The sequence below is a fragment of the Oligoflexus sp. genome (genome assembly GCF_035712445.1).
Lineage (GTDB): Bacteria > Bdellovibrionota_B > Oligoflexia > Oligoflexales > Oligoflexaceae > Oligoflexus.
Genome location: NZ_DASTAT010000126.1, coordinates 103,063 through 120,013 on the forward strand (window position 1 = coordinate 103,063; position 16,951 = coordinate 120,013).

Genomic DNA, 16,951 nt, shown 5'->3' on the forward strand with positions numbered 1-16,951 from the left:
GCACTGTCAATACGTCGCAATCACCCCTTCCAGGCCCGAAGCTCGGTCCCCAGCTGCACCATTAAGCCTTGCCAGGCTTCATCGCACGGGGCTTCCAGATGCAGGGGAGCATCCGTCACGGGATGCGTAAGTTCCAATCGAAGATGATGCAGCATCAGCCGACTCACCGCAAAATGCTCGCGGAAGAAACGATTGTGCACGCCATGCCCATAAACGGTATCCCCGATAATGGGATGAAAAATGGACTTCATGTGACGTCGCAGCTGATGCCTACGGCCTGTTTCCGGCTGCAGTTCACAAAGACTGTAGCGGGCCTTTGGATAACGATCGACGCTCTGATCGAGTTCGACCGTCGCGAGGCGTTTGATCTGCGTCACAGCATCCTGGGCTGGGGCCGTGGGATCATCCAGATCGCTCAGGGGAAGATCAATGGTCATGCTTTCAGGAGCCCAACCCCGCACGAGCGCAAGATACGTCTTCCGACAGAGCTTCTGCATCCACTGTCTGCTTAAAATCGAAGCCATCTCGGAACTCCGCGCCAGGACCAGGACCCCTGATGTCGGTCGATCCAGTCGATGCACAGGATAAAGATGCTGACCGCACGCATCCCGCATGATCTGCAAAACAGCCGGCTCACGACGCGAGGTGGCTTCCCCGCGATGCACGAGGATGCCCGCGGGCTTATGGATGACGATCATCGCGTCGTCCTCATAAAGGACGGGGAAACCCTTGTCCATCAGCCGCTAACCAGCTGCAGGACATCGCGGGCGATCATGAGTTCCTCGTTGGTCGGGATCACCCAGACTTCCGGTGAGAGCCCATCCTTGCTGATCCTCCCCTCCCGACTTCCCACGGTTTCCTTATTTTTTTCCGGATCGACCTCGATACCAAAACGGTGAAGACCACGCAGGATCTGCTCGCGCACGACATCGGCATTCTCGCCGATACCGCCGGTGAAAACGATCGCATCCACACCGCCGGTCGCGACCAGATAGGCCCCCAGGTATTTCCGGGCCCTGTAGCAGAACATATCAATCGCCAGCTGCGCGCGACGATCGCCGTTATCCTGCACCTCTTCCAAAAGATCCCGCATGTCATGAGTCAAACCCGAAACGCCGAGCAGCCCCGACTGCTTATTCAAAAGGGCTTCCATTTCGTGAATGTTCATCCCTTCCTTATCGGCGATCAGTTCCAGCACCGCAGGATCAATATCACCCGAACGCGTGCCCATCATCAGGCCTTCCAAAGGCGTCATGCCCATGGATGTATCCACAGACAAGCCGCCGATGATCGCCGTCACGGAACAGCCATTGCCGAGATGAAAGAGGATCAGATTGGTTTGCGCTTCGGTGCGACCTGTTATCTCTCGATAACGCTGGGCCACGAAGCGGCACGAGGTTCCATGAAAACCATAGCGCCGGACTTTGTGCCGACGATAAAGCGAATAAGGAATCGCATACATCCACGCCGGCTCCGGCATGGTCAGATGAAAGGAGGTATCGAAGACAGCGATCTGCGGAATCTCGGTTCCCAGAATTTCCTGAACCGCACGAATGCCATTGATATTGGCCGGATTATGAATAGGCGCAAGGTCGATGCAGTCCTCGAGCCCGGTCATGACTTTGGCGTTGATGCGCACCGATGCGCGAAATTTTTCACCACCGTGCACCACCCGATGCCCCACCGCGTGAATCGACGCAAGGCTTGGTATGACAGGCCCGCCCGCTTCCGGACTGACCAGCCATTCCAGGACCAGGGCCAGGGCATCACGCTGTTTCCGAACCGGAGCCGTCTTGCGTATGCGACGGGCACCGGATCGCAGAGTCAGGAGAGCTTCACCACCGATGCGCTCGACCACGCCCTGGGCCAGGGCCTGTTCACTTTTTTCTTCCATATCAATCAGCTGGAATTTAAGCGACGAGCTGCCGCAGTTAATCACAAGTATATTCATGCGTGGACCTTTCGCACTCAGGGACTCTCAAAAACCACGGGCACCTTACAAAAGGCCTGCACATCAATCAATCCCCGATCGGTGATCTTCAGACTGGGGATAACCGGAAGCGCCAAAAATGAAAGCTGGAGGAAGGGTTCGCTCAGAACGCAGCCGATGCTTCGCGCCAGGGCCTTGAGCCCGCGGAGCGCATGGGCCACCGCGTCCGGACTGCTATCAGTCATGAGGCCGGCAATCGGCAGCGCGAGCCGAGCCTCTTCGCCCCGGTCCGAACGCACCACGATGCCACCGTCGATGCGGATCAGGTCCTCGATGGCCGCCAGGATCAGCTCATCATGAGACCCGACCGCAATGATGTTATGCGAATCGTGATTGATGCTGGTCGCGATCGCACCGCGTTTGATGCCAAAGCCCTGGACCAGCGCAGTAGACCTGTAACCGCGCTGATGATGGCGTTCCAGAACGGTGATCTTAAGAATGTCGCGAGCGGGATCGGCCTGCACCTTCCCCTGCGAAACGTTCAGCGTCGCCTGCGTTTCCCGGGTCAGGATCTGCTGCGGAATCACTTCGATGATGCGAACCCGCGCTTCCGATCCAGAGGCCGGGATCACAAGATCCTGGAGCCGCGGCGCGGGCAGATTCAAATTTTTGCGCGCGCCCGTGGGCAGCGGGGAACGCTGTTTTTTCAGCTCGGCCGCGTTCACGGTGTGACCGCGTTTGATCACCGTTTTCAAACGCATGCCGTCACGCCAGTGCTCGCCCTTGGGTTCGATTAAACAGATATCGGCCAGATATCCGGGAGCAAGGGCTCCCCTATCATGCAGACCATAGAGCCTTGCGGTCGCGTAACTGGCCGCGCGGAAAATATCCGCGGGATGCTTTTCGCTTTGCAGGGCTTTATTGATGATGAAACTGATGTGGCCTTCTTCGAGGATATCGAGCGGGTTGCGATCGTCGCTGCAAAGACCCACGGTGGATGAGGAGTAGGCATCGAGCAAAGGCAGAAGGGCATCGGCATCCTTTGCGCAGGAGCCTTCACGAATCAGGACATGAATGCCCTTGCTCAGTTTTTCACGGGCTTCCGCGAGGCTCGTGCTTTCATGGCAGCTATGAATCCCCGCGACGGCATAGGCGTTCAGATCCTTGCCGCTGAGTCCTGGACAGTGGCCATCCAAACGGAGCGCGTGATAATCCATGATCTTTTGCATGATGTCCGCATCGCGATGCAGAAGACCGGGAAAGTTCATCATTTCCGCAAGGCCCAGAACGCGCGGATGCCCCACGAGACTGCGAATATCCGCCGCTTTCAAGGTCGCGCCGCTGGATTCGAATTCGAGTTCGGGATTGGTGCTGGGGACGCAGCTCGGGACCATCACGTGAATATCGATCAGAAGATCATTCACTGCGTCGAGCGCCCAATGAATGCCCTCCATTCCCAGGACATTGGCGATCTCATGCGGATCCCAGATCGCCGTCGTGGTCCCGCTTGGAAGGGCGGCTTCCTGAAAACGCGCAGGAGTCATGAGACTGCTTTCGACGTGCACATGACTATCGATAAAGCCCGGCACCGCATAAAGGCCCTGGGCGTCCAGGACTTTGTCCCCTTCATAATCCTCGCCCACACCCACGATCATGCCCCCGGCAATCGCAAGGTCGCCGGTGCGGAATTGTCCGGAAAAAACATCCAGCCACTGGGCGTTACGGATGACAAGCGGGACTTTTTTTTCGCCCCGGGCATAGGCGATGGCTTCGCCCAGAGCCGCGGCATCGGGGAATGTTGATTTGCGATGATTCATCCAGGGGGCCTCCAACCTCAGTTCACATGCTTCCTAACATAGCACAGGATTGGAAAACTCCCTTTTCAAAATCACGCCGGCCGGGTTCCCTTATTCGTCTTCGGAAGCGGGCGCAGGTTCGGATACAGCCTCAGGCGCAAGATCCGTAATGGACGCCAGCACAACATGCAGGGTGATATCACCGCAGGTAATCTTGCCTGTCCCATTGCCAATATCAACCAGCGTGCAGCTGATTCCGGCAGGTCCCGCAGGCCCGCGTTCCCCTTGCGCTCCGCGGGGTCCTTCATCACCCGCAGGTCCAGGAGCGCCAGCAGGTCCACGGGGTCCTTCATCACCGGCGGGACCAGGAAGTCCGCGCGGACCCACGTCGCCCTTATCACCCTTGTCACCTTTAGGACCGGCAGGGCCAGCGTAACCGGGATATCCCATGGGGCCTATGTCGCCTTTAGGACCGGCAGGACCCGCGGGACCTGAAGGACCTTTGGCACCCACTTCGCCTTTATCGCCTTTATCACCCTTCTCACCTTTTGTACCGGCAGGGCCTGCGGGACCTGTTTCGCCCTTGTCGCCTTTATCGCCCTTCTCACCTTTTGCACCGGCAGGACCAGCAGGACCGGCAGGACCTGCTTCACCCTTGTCGCCTTTGTCACCTTTCGGACCTGGTGCTCCTTGCCAACCGCTATCGCCTTTATCACCCTTGTCACCTTTGGGACCCTTTTCACCCGGATCGCCTTTATCGCCTTTGGGCCCCTGCGGACCGGGAGGTCCAGGATAGGTGCGCACGCTGTTGCCTTCAGCAAGAGCTGAGGATCCGAGACTGCAAAACATAAGTACGGACACGAAAGTGTACGAAAGTACTTTCACTTCAAACTCCAGGTAAGGTTAGGGAGCCATCGTACAGCAAATAAAAACAAATGAAAATTTCCAATGTGACAGGAAAATGCGCCGCAGTATGCGTCGCCGAAAAACTCAGGTTGCAAGGGAAAATAAGGGGTTTAAGCGAGGCGGGAGACCCTGCGCGGGTCTCTGATCTCAGCAGAACTCAGTCTGATGCATTCTGCTGTCACCGTATCCAGACACGATGCAGCGTATCAAACATGAAATCGTTCGTTCCGTAATCACATTCCCAGGCCTGCTGACTCGGCTCCGCGCGCACGCTCCACATACGCGCCGGCGTATCGACCTCAGTCTTGCCGAAGGTATTGTAGGTGAGCGTAACATCAAGTCGATCCACTTCCGCCCTATCCATGGCAGCAGGCAGAAGGGCGGTGTGATCGCTCATCGGAACAAAGGCATTGCCAATATTCGCGCAACTGCCGCGCCCCAGCTGAACCGCGGATATGCAGTCGGCATCCGCCGTTTTAAAATGCATGATGCGCGTGTTTTCTGACGAGCGGCACTGAAAGCGCAGCTCACGGAAACCCGTAAGCGAGCGCAGCAGTTCATTCCCTGCATGCCCCCAGAATTCCGGCTCAAGGGACTCATCACGACCGAGGCTATCGCTGCCCAATAAAGGCAGACTATCTAGACGCACGACCAATTCCGGATTCGTGGCGGCCCGGTGATTATAGTTCAAAATCAAGGTCCAGCCGCCGCCGTCTGTGTCCATGTCACACGAGGCCGCAACGGCTTTGTCAGCATCCGCGCCCAAGGGATAAATACTGTAAATAGCGCTGGGCAGAGCAGGATCCGCTTTTTTCAAAGCCAGACAATCCCTCGGATAAAAAATCTCCTGCGCCGGAGCCTCGGGTGCTTCATAAGCAGGCAGCGCCGCCTCAGCCTCGGCCTCATGCACAGGAGCCAAAGCCTTTTCATCCGGCACATGAGGCTGCTTTCTGTCCTGACAGGCCGGCAGCGGCACAAGGATGAAAGTGCTCAAAAGCAGGCGCTTCATGGCACGCTTCCTTTGTACTCAAGTCCGACCTGGGCTGTTGGGTCCAAAGGCGTGGGAAAGGTGAAGGTCGCGCCTTCGCGTTTATAGATCACGGTGGGAACCCCGTTGATCCACACTGTCCATTGACCAGCTTCGGGATTTTTCACAGCAGCCAGGGTAAATTCGCTGCGAGGCTCGTAATATTGGTAATGAACCACGAATTCCGTTCGAGTCCTGACTCCGCAGCGGCTGATCAGCTGATCACCTTCGACCTCAAGCCCGGCCCCGAAAAGGCAAGGACTGCCTTCCCAATCCAGCTGAGCACTCCCGGGAATCGGCACATGACCGAGCGAGAATGTGCGCATGCGGGCATCAGGCACCTGATAGCGAAGCGTCAGGGTTTTACCGGGCCGATGCACGGCGGCCGGGATTGTAAAGACACCGGCGTTTTCGGTGAAGGGCAAAGGTAAAGTTCCATCCATGATCTGATAATCACTTCCGTCCGCAGTCAGCGGCAGTGCATAGCTCAGCTGCGGCCCCACACGGCGCGTCCAGCTCATTTGAATGACGGCACCATAGGAAGGCGCGGGATCCATCGTAATTTCAAGGCCGCGCGCGTCCACGGCATAGGCTTCAGTAGGCTGGCCATTGACGGTGACTTCCAGAGAATCATCCACGGCCGGGGACGCAAGGCTGAACGTTCGCGTCAAAGGTCTATCCGCGGCATAGTTCACGCGCACCTGAGCATCGGCAGGCGGCATGTCTTCGAATTCGAGGACTTTGCCATTCTCACGGTAATGCCGTGCGGGAAGGATTTCGCCATTGATGCGAACCTCGACGGTGCCCGCCGCGGGTTTTTCCGTCAGTGTCACAGTCTTCCAAAGCGCCTGACCGGCCACCTGATAATCCGCAATCAGCCTGGCTCCGGCAGGCGGCTCGTGCCCTGCGGAAAAGCGTATCGTTCTTTCATCCAGGCTGTATTCACTCGCATCAAGGACGCGCTCGCTGGCGTTGCTCAAAACGAGCTTCAGCCTCAGACTGCCAGGCAAGGGTTTTTCTTTCAGTTCGAATTCGCTGCCTAAAAGAATGGCAATGTTATCCGAGATTCGATTCAAGGTCGTCTTGTAACTCGCGTCACAGATATTTCCATGGTTCACCATGCCCTGGGCTTTGTAATCGACGAGGCGCTGATACTGAAGACCGACGTTGGGCGAGGTCTGACAGGGACTGGATGGGGGTGAGAAAATGCCGTAAAAACCGGCATTTTTGCCAATTTCGCGGCCGAGCGTGCCTTCGACATACTGAATCAGATAGTTTTCGTTTTCCGCCACGCTGCCCCGGCAGTCCGCACCGTCCGCGCTGCAGTTGTCTTCATCCGATACGATCAGGACGGCAACCGATGCATAAGACCGGAGCCAGGGACGCGCGGGACACGAAAGCCCCACCACCGATTGCAGGATGCCCTGCTCATTGGAATCACCCGATGTACCGGCGAGCACCGCAAGGCGGAATTTTTCGGCGGCATCGGCTTCTGTGGAGCGAATCACTTTCATATCGCACTGCGGTTCGCCGTTCTCCATCACCGCCGTCGTTGAAATCACACCGATCTGCCAGTCGCTGTTCCCAAGCGAGGCCACGAGCTCGTGCATCTTGTCGCTCAGGTTCCTCTGTTCTTCGGTCATCGAGATGCTGTTGTCGATCACGACGAGTATATCGACCGAACCCTTTTTAGCCTGCTGATCGAAGACATCCTGCCGTCCCTGGATGGGGCGTCCCTGCTGAAAGTTTTCCGTGCGATCATCGCGCGGCACCTGCTGATAGACCTGCCTCTGCTCCTGAAAAATATCCTTCAGCTCAAATTCCGTGCTGATCAACTGCGTATTTATCGTAAAGCGAAACGAATCAGGCACAACATCCGCTGCGGGAAAGACGCCCATCAGCGTTCCTGTTTCCATGCCCACCTGCGTTGGAAGTGTACCTTCCCGACCTTCCAGAGGCGCGACCGAGGCATCTGCTTCAAAAATAGGCGTTTGACCTTCGGGAGTGGAGCCCCGAAATTTTCTGTCACCGCAGGCGGACAGGTGGAGGAGAGGAAGAAGCACAAGGAATCGGCACGTTTTTGCGTTCAGAACATGAACCACAAGGAACTCCCTTCCTAGGATCTGAAGGGATTTCAGTTTGCCACTCGGGATGGGCGGAAATTTGAAATCCCTTCCGTTTCCCAAGGTTCGCGCTGCTCATTTTGCCAGCAAAATCAGCCGCGGAGACCAGGACCCACATACTGTAGGCGTGGCTCATATCGGCGAGCCACGGCTTACCTTGAGTTGGAAGGAAGAACGCGCGTGAGGTTTTACGTGTGATCGTAGACCTGCACATGAATAAGGCAGCTCTTTCCTTCCGGACCACTTAAAACAACACGGGCCTGGCGGAAGGACGAAATCTCATCAAGACGGAAGATGCCGGGCTTGTTCGGCAAAGGGCGCGCCTTGGTGAAGACGCCCTGACGCAAGATACCGGCCTCATCCACACGCACGTCCTTGCAGTCGTCTGGAATGCTGATCGAGAGGTCGCGGGCATAGTAAGCGGAATTCAGCTGCAGGTTGCCCTGCTTGTTCGCGCCACCCGGAAAGTTCAAAGTTCCGGCATCCATCCAGACCCCGGGCAGCTCCGGTTCGGGCTCGGGCTGTGGCTCAGGCTCGGGCTGAGGTTTCGGTTCCGGCTGCGGCGCGGGCGTGGCGGGATCACGCAGAGTCACGAGCGAGATTTCGCAAACCTGTCCAGGGGACGCCGTCTCAAAATTGAACTTGATGCTGTAGGTCTCGCGGTCCTTGGTTGTGAAAACCGAACCATCATAGGCAGCCGGATCCCAGGCCGAACCTCCGGGATACCACACGGCCACGTTCATGCTGAAATTGCGACAGTTGAGCGTCGGGGTGTAGAAGATTTGAAAGGGGCTGATATTCTGCGGTTTCGGCAGTTGATAGTCATAATACGAGCTGCCAAAGGGCAGGCGAAGATTCAAGGTCACAACTTCCCAGGTCTGGGCGGCATAAGCTGAGGACGCAGCGGTGAAAGCGAGAAACGTCGCCGCAAGGATTCGTAGCATCGGGGATGTCCTTCATCATCAGTTTGTTAAATTTGTTTCCACTTGAATAGCGGGACGTTCCATCCGCTGTCAACACAATTAACGTGAAGCGTCAGCGCGCGGGCGCACGCAAACGCGACAAAGGAAACTGAAGCCGTTCGAGCATCTGCCCGCGGCCATCCCGCAGCTGCAGCGAAATCTCCCAGGGATCCGTCGGATTTTTGCTGCGAACGAGTTCGATCATTCCAAACTGCTGCGTGGTATGCGCATGGGTTCCGGGATAGCGCAAGCGATTGCGTTCACTCACGGCGTCATCACCCAAGGGATCAGTCATGCCGCTCGATGTCAGATCATGAATGGGATAGGGCACAGCTGAGCTGGGCAGCACCGAGATTTCCCCAAGGTGACGATCACCGCTGACAAAGACCACGCCTTCGGCTCTGGTTTGCGCGATCAGCTGCAGCAGGCGCTGGGATTCCTGCGGAAAATTCTGCCATTTTTCATAAGGATGATCGGACGCGAGGAATTGAATGCTGCTCGCGATGATGCGAAGGTCGGCGCTTTGCTTCAGCTGGTATTCCAGCCAATCCCACTGCGCAGCGCCGAGGATGGTTCCGCTTCCCCCCGAATCCAAGGGACTTCGGAAATAGCGTGTATCGAGAAGGATCGTCTGAATCCGCAGGCCGTCTATCGTCCGCAGATCAGCATGATAAACCCCTTCGCGCTGACGCCGTGGAGAATCTTCCGGCACTTCGAAGAAATCGAGGAAGATATCCTGCGACTGAACTTTCATCGGGTATTCACGTCCGGCATCGTTGCGGCCGTAATCATGGTCGTCCCATGTGGCGAGGATGGGAACGCGGCGACGGAAGCGCTCGAAACCGGGCTGCGCTCCCAGCTGTTTATATTTTTCCCGCAGCACGGCCGGATCTTCGGTGTCTCCGTAAATGTTATCGCCGATGAAAAGAAACGTATCAGGACTCTGTGCTTCGATGGCTGTCCAAATCGTCTGCTCACGATCCTGCTTCGCGCAGGATCCAAAAGCGATACGGATGTCGGCGTGCAGGGTCGCGGCGGGGATAAGCAGCAGAGGCAAAGCCCAGCGAATCCAGGTATGCATGGAAACTCCTTTCCTTTTTTATCGAACTTGACATTTCAAGCAGCAGAGTAAAGCGCGAATGGAAAGAAAAGATGAAGACGCGGTGAAAGCTCTTGTCGGATGCCGGGAAAACAGGGATCATGGTATAAAAAGCCAAGGACTCCTTATGTATGGTTACCTGCTTCGCCGGCTCCTTCTGGTGCCTGTGACCGTGCTGGGTCTCACTCTTCTGATCTTTTCCATCACGCGCTTTCTGCCCGGCGGCCCTTTGGATCGGCATCTGGCCCAGGAAGCGGCCCAGGCCAGTAAAATGCCCATGCCCTCGCTCAGCGAGGATCAGCTGCTCGGTTTGAAACGCTACTATGGAATGGATGAGCCCCTGCTCAAAGCCTATGGCTTATGGCTCCTTGCGCTTGTAAAAGGGGATCTCGGCACCTCCCTTCGCTATCAGGAACCTGTCTGGCAGCTGATGCGGGACCGCCTTCCGGTGTCGCTGCTCTTTGGGCTGGCGAGTCTTTTTTCCAGCTATGGGCTTTGCATCGTCCTTGGCTTGATCTGCGCTTATAAGCCCGGACATATTTTAGTGCGTGGCCTGCAGGGGCTTTTGCTTCTCTTCAATGCCATACCCTCTTCGATCATGGCCATGCTGCTTTTTTTCCTGGTGGCTACGAAAGGCTATTTTCCCCTGGGTGGACTGACCAGCGAAAATTTTTCGGACCTGAATGCCTGGGAAAAATTTCAGGACCTGCTGGCCCATGCCACCCTTCCCCTTGTCGCCTACTGCGCGCATCATCTTGCCATTCTCACCTTTATTTTAAGGGATGGACTGCAGGATGAACTCGCCGGCGAGGCCGTGCGCATGGCAAGGGCCAAGGGCGCGAGCACGGGTGAGGCCTTGGTTTTCCACGCGCTGCCACTGGCGATCATTCCGATCATCAGTCAGATCGGTCATCAAATCAGTCTGGTTCTGGCCGGCTCGTTTTTGATTGAGCGGATTTTCAACCTGAATGGATTTGGCCTTCTCAGTTTTGAAGCCTTGCATGAGCGCGATTATCCTCTGGTCATCGGGCTTTTGACGGTGGCCGGCCTTCTGCATATCCTGGGCAATCTACTGTCCGATCTTTGCCTTGGTTGGGCCGAGCCGCGAATTCGGCTGTATGGAGAGCGCCGATGAAGAAATTCTGGATCGGCACGCTGGGCCTTTTTCTGCTGCTGAGCCTCGGAGCCGAACTTTGGATAGGATCACGTCCGCTCCTGCTTCGTTTTGAAAACACCTATTATGCGCCGGTTTTTTCCGCTATGCGGCCCGGCAAATTCTTCGGCGAGGATTACGCCTGGGAAACGGATTACCTGAAGCTTCAGAAAAAGTGGGAGGCCGCATCATCCGACAACTGGCTCGTCATGCCACTGATTCCCGTAGGCCCTTTGACCATCGACCTGAGTCAGAGTCCGCCTGCCGCGCCGGATGCCTTGCACTGGCTCGGCACAGATAGTTCGGGGCGTGATGTGCTCGCACGCTTCGTTTACGGATTTCGCACGGCGATTTTCATGTCGTTGGCCTATCTCACGCTCACTTTCATTCTGGCTTTGATTCTTGCTCTCATGTCAGCGTTGGGGCCTACCTGGGTCGATCTTCTTCTGCAGCGGCTTATGGAGATCTGGGTGATGATTCCCTTTCTTTATGTCGCGATCGCTCTGGTCAGTCTTGTGGCCCTCGATAAATTTTTACTGATACTGATATTAAGTTTCTTTTCCTGGCCCACCCTCAGTCTTTATCTGAGAGCCCGGATTCTGCAGGTGAAGGAACAGGATTATATTCAGGCCGCACGCATCCTCGGACTCGCGCGGCATCGCATTGTGTGTTTCCACATACTGCCGGAAATCTGGCCGTTCCTTTTATCGTTTCTGCCTTTTTTTCTGGCGGGTTCATTGGTCACGCTTACATCACTTGATTTTCTGGGCTTTGGCCTGCCGCCGCCCGAACCCAGTTGGGGCGATCTTTTGCAGCAGGCTCTTGACAGACCTCACGCATGGTGGATCGCTGCGCCTGTCCTGCTTGGGCTATTTGTTGTCTTGACAGCAGTGACAGTGATCGGCGAAGCTATCCGAAACAAGCAGAATCCCAGGCAAACACAAAACTCTCGGTGAGATCATGATGCTCCAGTGGGTCGCCTTTTGCCATGCACTCGCGTTCAGCTTCGCGTTCGCGAGCGGGATGAATCCCCTGCTGGCGGCTGAGCCTCCCCTTGCGCTGCGCTGGGAAACCAATGCCAATCCTCCGCTGATTGCAAGTCCTGAGGCCGTAACGGGCGGCCGTATTGTCGCTTCGATTGATGCCTTTCCGTTAACACTGCGGCAGGTGGGGCCGGATTCGCCCAGTTCATTTCGGACGCTCCTCGATGACAATGATATGTCGCTCGTCACGTTGCATCCCAACACCGATGCGTGGATGCCGATGCTCGCGACGCACTGGGCCTTCGATCAGGATGGACGCACGGTTTATTATCGCCTGAACCCCGCCGCGCGCTGGTCCGATCAGAAGCCGCTGAAGGCCACGGATTTCACCTATACTTTGGAATTCATGCGCTCGCCGCATATTCAATCGCCCTGGTCGAATGAGTACTATACGAAAACGATAGAAAGCATTCAAACCTTCGAGGAGAAAAGCGGGACCGAAGTGATTGCGATCCGTCTCGTGCAGCCGACTCTCGATCGACTTCTGATGACCAATATCAAGCCCTTGCCGAGGCACTTCTATGGTCAACTCGATGCGAAGTTCGTCAGCGCATTCAACTGGAAGATTCCGCCGAACCTCGGGCCCTATGCTTTAAGCACAGTGGATAAGGGCAAGCGCGTTGTCTTTCAACGCAAAAAGGACTGGTGGGCCAAGGATATGCCCTACTTCAAGCACCGCTTCAACGTCGATGAAATCGTCCTGAAAGTGGTGCGGGATGTTCAGGTGGCCTTTGAATATTTAAAGGCGGGTGACATAGATATCATGGCGATAGTAGGCCCGGATCTTTGGAAAGCCGGTACGGCGGATGATGCCTTCGGCAGGGGCTACATCCATAAACTCCAGGCCTACAACGACACTCCAAGAAGCGATTACGTGCTGATCCTGAACGCAAGTTACGGCCCTTTTCAGGATGAGCGCGTCCGTCAAGCCTTTGCCCATGCGATGAATGTGCAGCGTGTCATTGATGATCTTCTGAAAGACGGCTATCAGCGTCTGCAGGGGATTTCCCAGGGTTATGGGCCCTACACAGCGCGGCACATCAAGGCTCGTCCTTTTGATCTCGCGAAGGCTGACGAACTCTTTAAACAGGCCGGATGGGGGGAACGCAACGCCGAAGGTATACGTATCAAGGATGGTAAAACTTTAACGGCAGCTATTAGCTATGGCCAGTCGAACATGACCCCGCGCTTCGTAATTCTGCAGGAGGATGCTCGCAAGGCCGGTATTGATTTAAAATTACAACAGATGGACCCTGCCCAGGCTTTCAAAAGCTTCCGTGACAAGGCTCATCAGATCGCTTTTGTTGCTTGGAACATTTCCTATCGGCCCGAGTATCGCGCGCGGTTTCATTCGAGTTTTGCGAACAAACAGCAGACCTCGAACTTTTCCAATACGGCGAGTCCAGTCCTGGATCAACTCATCGAGGAGTACGAACATGCCAGCGATGACCGGAAGCGGATCGAAAAGGCTCATGCGATTCAGAACTTTGTATTTCAGGATTCCAGCTACATCCCTTTGTTCGAAGTCCCCTATTACCGTCTGGCCTATTGGAGCTGGATCCAATTTCCATCAGTTCCAGGCACGAAAAGTACTGATGGTCTATCTTTCTTCGACAGTGCGACGGGCGGACTCTTCTGGATCAACCGAGATCGGCAGGCATCAGTTAATGCAGCCCGAAAGCGAGGAGAACGAATCCCCGCTCGAACCTGGATCGACGACACATTTCGAGTGAAATAGGAATGGCGAAGACCCCGCGTTGGTGCGGGGTTGGGAGAGCCCTACGGGCTTAACGGGTTTAACGCACTTATTAAGCTACAAACTTTTCCAAAACCTTATCCACAGTCTTCAGAAGACGCTCAGGATCGAAGGGTTTCACAACCCAAACCACCACGCCTGCTTCCTTGCCCGACTGCTTCAGTTCTTTAGACGATTCGGTCGTCAGCATGCCGACGGGAACTTCCTTATAACGGTCGATCTGCTTGATCTTGGTGATCATGGTGATCCCGTCAAGACCTGGCATGTTATAGTCGCTGATGATGAGCTGAACGCCCTGATGCTCTTCCGCCTTTTTAAGGCCATCGGCACCGTCATGGGCTTCGACCACGACATGGCCGCCCTTTTCCAGCACTTCCTTCAGCTCGAGGCGCAGCGTTTCCGAGTCATCCGCAATAAGAATCTTGGCCATGAGTACTCTCCCTTAACTTGCTTACCTGGTCATCAAACTTAAGTCAGAGGCACATCAAACGAGAAGCGCGTTCCCTTGTGTTCCTCGGAATGAATTTCGAGTTTCTTCGCACCCAGACTGCGTACAGCCTCGTTCACCGAATCCAGACCGATCCCGCGACCACTGATATTGGTGGCCTCTTCACGGCTGCTGAATCCTGGGCGCATGAGAAGGTCATACACCTGATCCTGGCTCAAACTGGGGGCATCGACGGGATCCAGGATCTCACGCTTGATGGCGGCACGCACCACCTTTTCGCGATTGATACCGGCGCCGTCATCACTCAATTCCACATGCACGCGGTTGCCCTGCGTCGTGGCCTTGATCTTGATCTTGCCGCGGGGCGGCTTGCCGAGTTTCTGACGTTCCTCGACGGATTCGATCCCGTGATCGATGGCATTGTTGATCAGATGCAGGAAGATCTCGGTGAAGGTCAGCATTTCGTTCTGAATCACCTGCACGCCCGCCCAATCGAACTCCAGGTCCACCTGCTTGGCCAAAGTCTGGCAGGTCGCTTCTTTCTGATGAATCAGCTTGGGTTCCAGACTGGAAAGATCCTTGGTCTTGGCAAAGTTGCCGCCGCCGAGGCGCTCCAGAATCTTATCCGCCTGGCGCTTGCCGGGATCATCCAGCTTGCGACGCAGATCGCTCAGTTCGTGGATGGCCACGCTGAAGTCTTCCTGGCTGATATGCAGGCCATGCTGCTTGCCGCTCAAGGCAAAGCAGAGGGACTTCATATCCACCCATTCCTTGCGGATGCGATCGAAGTTTTCGCTGAGCCAGGTGGCGTCCACCGGTTTTTTCTGATTGATATGCTCCATGAGGGTATCTTCCATCTGATGCACATCGTGCTCCAGATCGGAGAAGCGCGCGGTGCGGGCGATCCCTTTGATGGCGTGCAGCGAACGAGCGATCTTGTCCAGATCGCGGCTGTCGATTTCTTTTTTCAGACGGGGGAACAGCTCTTCAAAGTCCGAGAACGTGACTTCCAGCAGCGAGCCGCTGCAGCCTTGGATTTCCAGGATCTTTTTGACCTTGCTGTTTTCAATCTCACGCTGCATTTCAAGAGCGCGACGGGCTTCCACCACCTCGGTCCGATCTTCCAGAACGATCATCAGTTTTTCAACGATGTTCTCGTGGGTGATCGGGTGATAGGTGATGCCGATCCAGATCGACTTGAGCCCATCCGGAGTCTGCCGTGTGTACTTCACTTCCCTTGGGAAATGAAGCTTCGCGAGATCGAACCAAAGCGTATCCCCACCGATGCAGTCCACGACCTGCATGGCGCCGGTGCGTTCGATCGGATCGAGGTTATCCCAGATCGGTTCGAAGAGGACCTTTTCGATATGCTTGCCGGCGAGCTTATTGTCGCCGAGCAAAAACTCGGAATAAAGGGAGTACGGCCACTCGATCTCACCGGCGGAGTTCACCGTGAAAATGCCGAGCGGGATCGCCGAGAAAATCTGCGAGAGCTTTTTCTCGAATTCCTTGACCTTGCTGATATTCTTGCCCAGCACCTTGATCAGAGGACCGCGGCGCTCGCTGATCTGCGTGAACTTGCTGATGGTCCAGAGGTATTCCGCCTGATGACCGTTTTCATCGATGCAGGTCAGTTCGAACTGAAGCTGCTTGATGCCGAGGTCTTTCAAGAGGACCGATATCCTCGATTTGAAGATGTTCTTGCTCTCGATCGTGAACACATCATAGATGTTCTTATTGAGCATGCGTTCATAATCGCAGTTCAGAAGCTTGGAGGCTTCCGTATTGCCTTTCAGAATGCGCCCTGTCCGGTCCATGATGGCGAAGAGGTCGGGAAGGTTCTGGATGATCTGCTCCGACGAGGACTTGCAGCGCTCCAGGACGGAGATCACGTCGTGACTGGCGCGCAGGCCTTCGGCTGCCACGATTTCGGTATTCACTTCAGGCCGATTGTCGAGTTTGAGGGTTGCGCTCATAGGAATTCTCCATCTCCCTCGTCATCCTGTTTGTCTTCATCGACCTTGAGTTCCGCAAAATCATTCCAGGAAAGCACGTCGGATACGGAGGAGCAAGCCAGCTCTCCGGAGTCCCAGGTGATTTTCCAAACGTCATGGATTTTTCGGGGATCGATCTTATCACTGAACACGGCTTCATCGAAACCGCTGGTAACCAAAGGAATACTGATACCTGTGATGATGCCCGCGTTATTGAAAGCAGCTTTGAGGGCGCCAGCCATCAGGTTGCACATCTCGCGCATATGATCCATTGCCATGCGATCGTCAATATCATCCAGTTTTTTCTTCAACTTGTTCGCCAGCATGCTGCGACTGGTCGAAGTGTCGAAGTGAATCTTCAGGATCACGCGAATCGCCGATCCAGAGACCAGGATCAGAGACATCCAATGTCCATAGAGGAAATCATCGGAATTGCTGACTTCCTGGAGCTTGGCGTCCTTCAACGCGGAAGCACGGACGATAGTGTTTTCGACCCGATGCCGGATCACCTGTTTCAGGACTTCCTTAACGGCACTGGTGTCGACCACTGCTTTTCTAGCTTCTGCGCTTTCAGCACCCATAACGCATCCTTTAGGAGTCACCTAATGAATCGAAAAATGTTTCTGACAAGAGGTCTATCGGCAGCAGCTTTAACAACTTTAAAACGCTTTTGCGGCCCCCTGAAAGAGGCTCTGGGAAAACACCCAGACCGCT

14 protein-coding genes are annotated in these 16,951 nt (G+C 55.4%); 3 read left to right on the forward strand and 11 right to left on the reverse strand.

All coding sequences use genetic code 11. The features are described from left to right. Nucleotides 1–20: 20 nt before the first annotated feature. From VFO10_RS26690 to VFO10_RS26725, 8 genes are all read right to left on the reverse strand, one after another. Nucleotides 21–737 (reverse strand): pseudouridine synthase, encoded by a 717-nt coding sequence (locus VFO10_RS26690; protein ID WP_325145065.1) that lies wholly within the window; start codon nt 735–737, stop codon nt 21–23. Continuing rightward, nucleotides 737–1,951: an acetate kinase gene (locus VFO10_RS26695; protein ID WP_325145066.1), complete on the reverse strand. Its 1,215-nt coding sequence runs from the start codon at nt 1,949–1,951 to the stop codon at nt 737–739. Before VFO10_RS26695 ends, VFO10_RS26690 begins: the two co-directional genes overlap by 1 nt. A 17-nt stretch (nt 1,952–1,968) precedes the next feature. After that, the gene (gene ade / locus VFO10_RS26700) at nt 1,969–3,747 is read right to left on the reverse strand and encodes an adenine deaminase (RefSeq protein ID WP_325145067.1); all 1,779 of its coding nucleotides are present in this window, start codon (nt 3,745–3,747) and stop codon (nt 1,969–1,971) included. 90 nt (nt 3,748–3,837) lie between these two features. Next, nucleotides 3,838–4,611: a hypothetical protein gene (locus VFO10_RS26705; RefSeq protein ID WP_325145068.1), complete on the reverse strand. Its 774-nt coding sequence runs from the start codon at nt 4,609–4,611 to the stop codon at nt 3,838–3,840. 199 nt (nt 4,612–4,810) lie between these two features. After that, entirely contained in the window at nt 4,811–5,641 is an 831-nt protein-coding gene (locus tag VFO10_RS26710; RefSeq protein WP_325145069.1) for a fibrinogen-like YCDxxxxGGGW domain-containing protein, read from the reverse strand. Next, entirely contained in the window at nt 5,638–7,722 is a 2,085-nt protein-coding gene (locus tag VFO10_RS26715; protein WP_325145070.1) for a hypothetical protein, read from the reverse strand. The genes VFO10_RS26710 and VFO10_RS26715 overlap by 4 nt, the downstream gene beginning before the upstream one ends. A 248-nt stretch (nt 7,723–7,970) precedes the next feature. Further along, entirely contained in the window at nt 7,971–8,726 is a 756-nt protein-coding gene (locus tag VFO10_RS26720; protein ID WP_325145071.1) for a hypothetical protein, read from the reverse strand. 91 nt (nt 8,727–8,817) lie between these two features. Then, nucleotides 8,818–9,825: an alkaline phosphatase D family protein gene (locus VFO10_RS26725; RefSeq protein WP_325145072.1), complete on the reverse strand. Its 1,008-nt coding sequence runs from the start codon at nt 9,823–9,825 to the stop codon at nt 8,818–8,820. A 145-nt stretch (nt 9,826–9,970) separates the two neighbouring features. Here VFO10_RS26725 and VFO10_RS26730 point away from each other — a divergent pair, with 145 nt between their 5' ends. From VFO10_RS26730 to VFO10_RS26740, 3 genes are read left to right on the forward strand one after another with little or no spacing between them, the layout of a single operon-like run. Then, the gene (locus VFO10_RS26730; RefSeq protein ID WP_325145073.1) at nt 9,971–10,978 is read left to right on the forward strand and encodes an ABC transporter permease; all 1,008 of its coding nucleotides are present in this window, start codon (nt 9,971–9,973) and stop codon (nt 10,976–10,978) included. Next, on the forward strand, nt 10,975–11,952 hold the full coding sequence (locus VFO10_RS26735) for an ABC transporter permease subunit (RefSeq protein ID WP_325145074.1): 978 nt from the start codon (nt 10,975–10,977) through the stop codon (nt 11,950–11,952). The genes VFO10_RS26730 and VFO10_RS26735 overlap by 4 nt, the downstream gene beginning before the upstream one ends. A 4-nt stretch (nt 11,953–11,956) precedes the next feature. Next, nucleotides 11,957–13,777, forward strand: a complete 1,821-nt coding sequence (locus VFO10_RS26740) for an extracellular solute-binding protein (protein WP_325145075.1) — start codon at nt 11,957–11,959, stop codon at nt 13,775–13,777. A 70-nt stretch (nt 13,778–13,847) separates the two neighbouring features. Here the strand turns inward: VFO10_RS26740 and VFO10_RS26745 are convergent, their stop codons facing one another. Genes VFO10_RS26745 through VFO10_RS26755 form a run of 3 tightly spaced genes read right to left on the reverse strand, consistent with a single transcriptional unit; the run spans nt 13,848 to nt 16,818 of the window. Next, the gene (locus tag VFO10_RS26745; RefSeq protein WP_141734637.1) at nt 13,848–14,225 is read right to left on the reverse strand and encodes a response regulator; all 378 of its coding nucleotides are present in this window, start codon (nt 14,223–14,225) and stop codon (nt 13,848–13,850) included. 38 nt (nt 14,226–14,263) lie between these two features. Then, nucleotides 14,264–16,219, reverse strand: coding sequence for an ATP-binding protein (locus VFO10_RS26750; protein WP_325145076.1), 1,956 nt, complete (start codon nt 16,217–16,219; stop codon nt 14,264–14,266). Further along, nucleotides 16,216–16,818, reverse strand: coding sequence for a chemotaxis protein CheX (locus VFO10_RS26755; protein WP_325145077.1), 603 nt, complete (start codon nt 16,816–16,818; stop codon nt 16,216–16,218). Before VFO10_RS26755 ends, VFO10_RS26750 begins: the two co-directional genes overlap by 4 nt. Between the last annotated feature and the right edge of the window lie 133 nt (nt 16,819–16,951).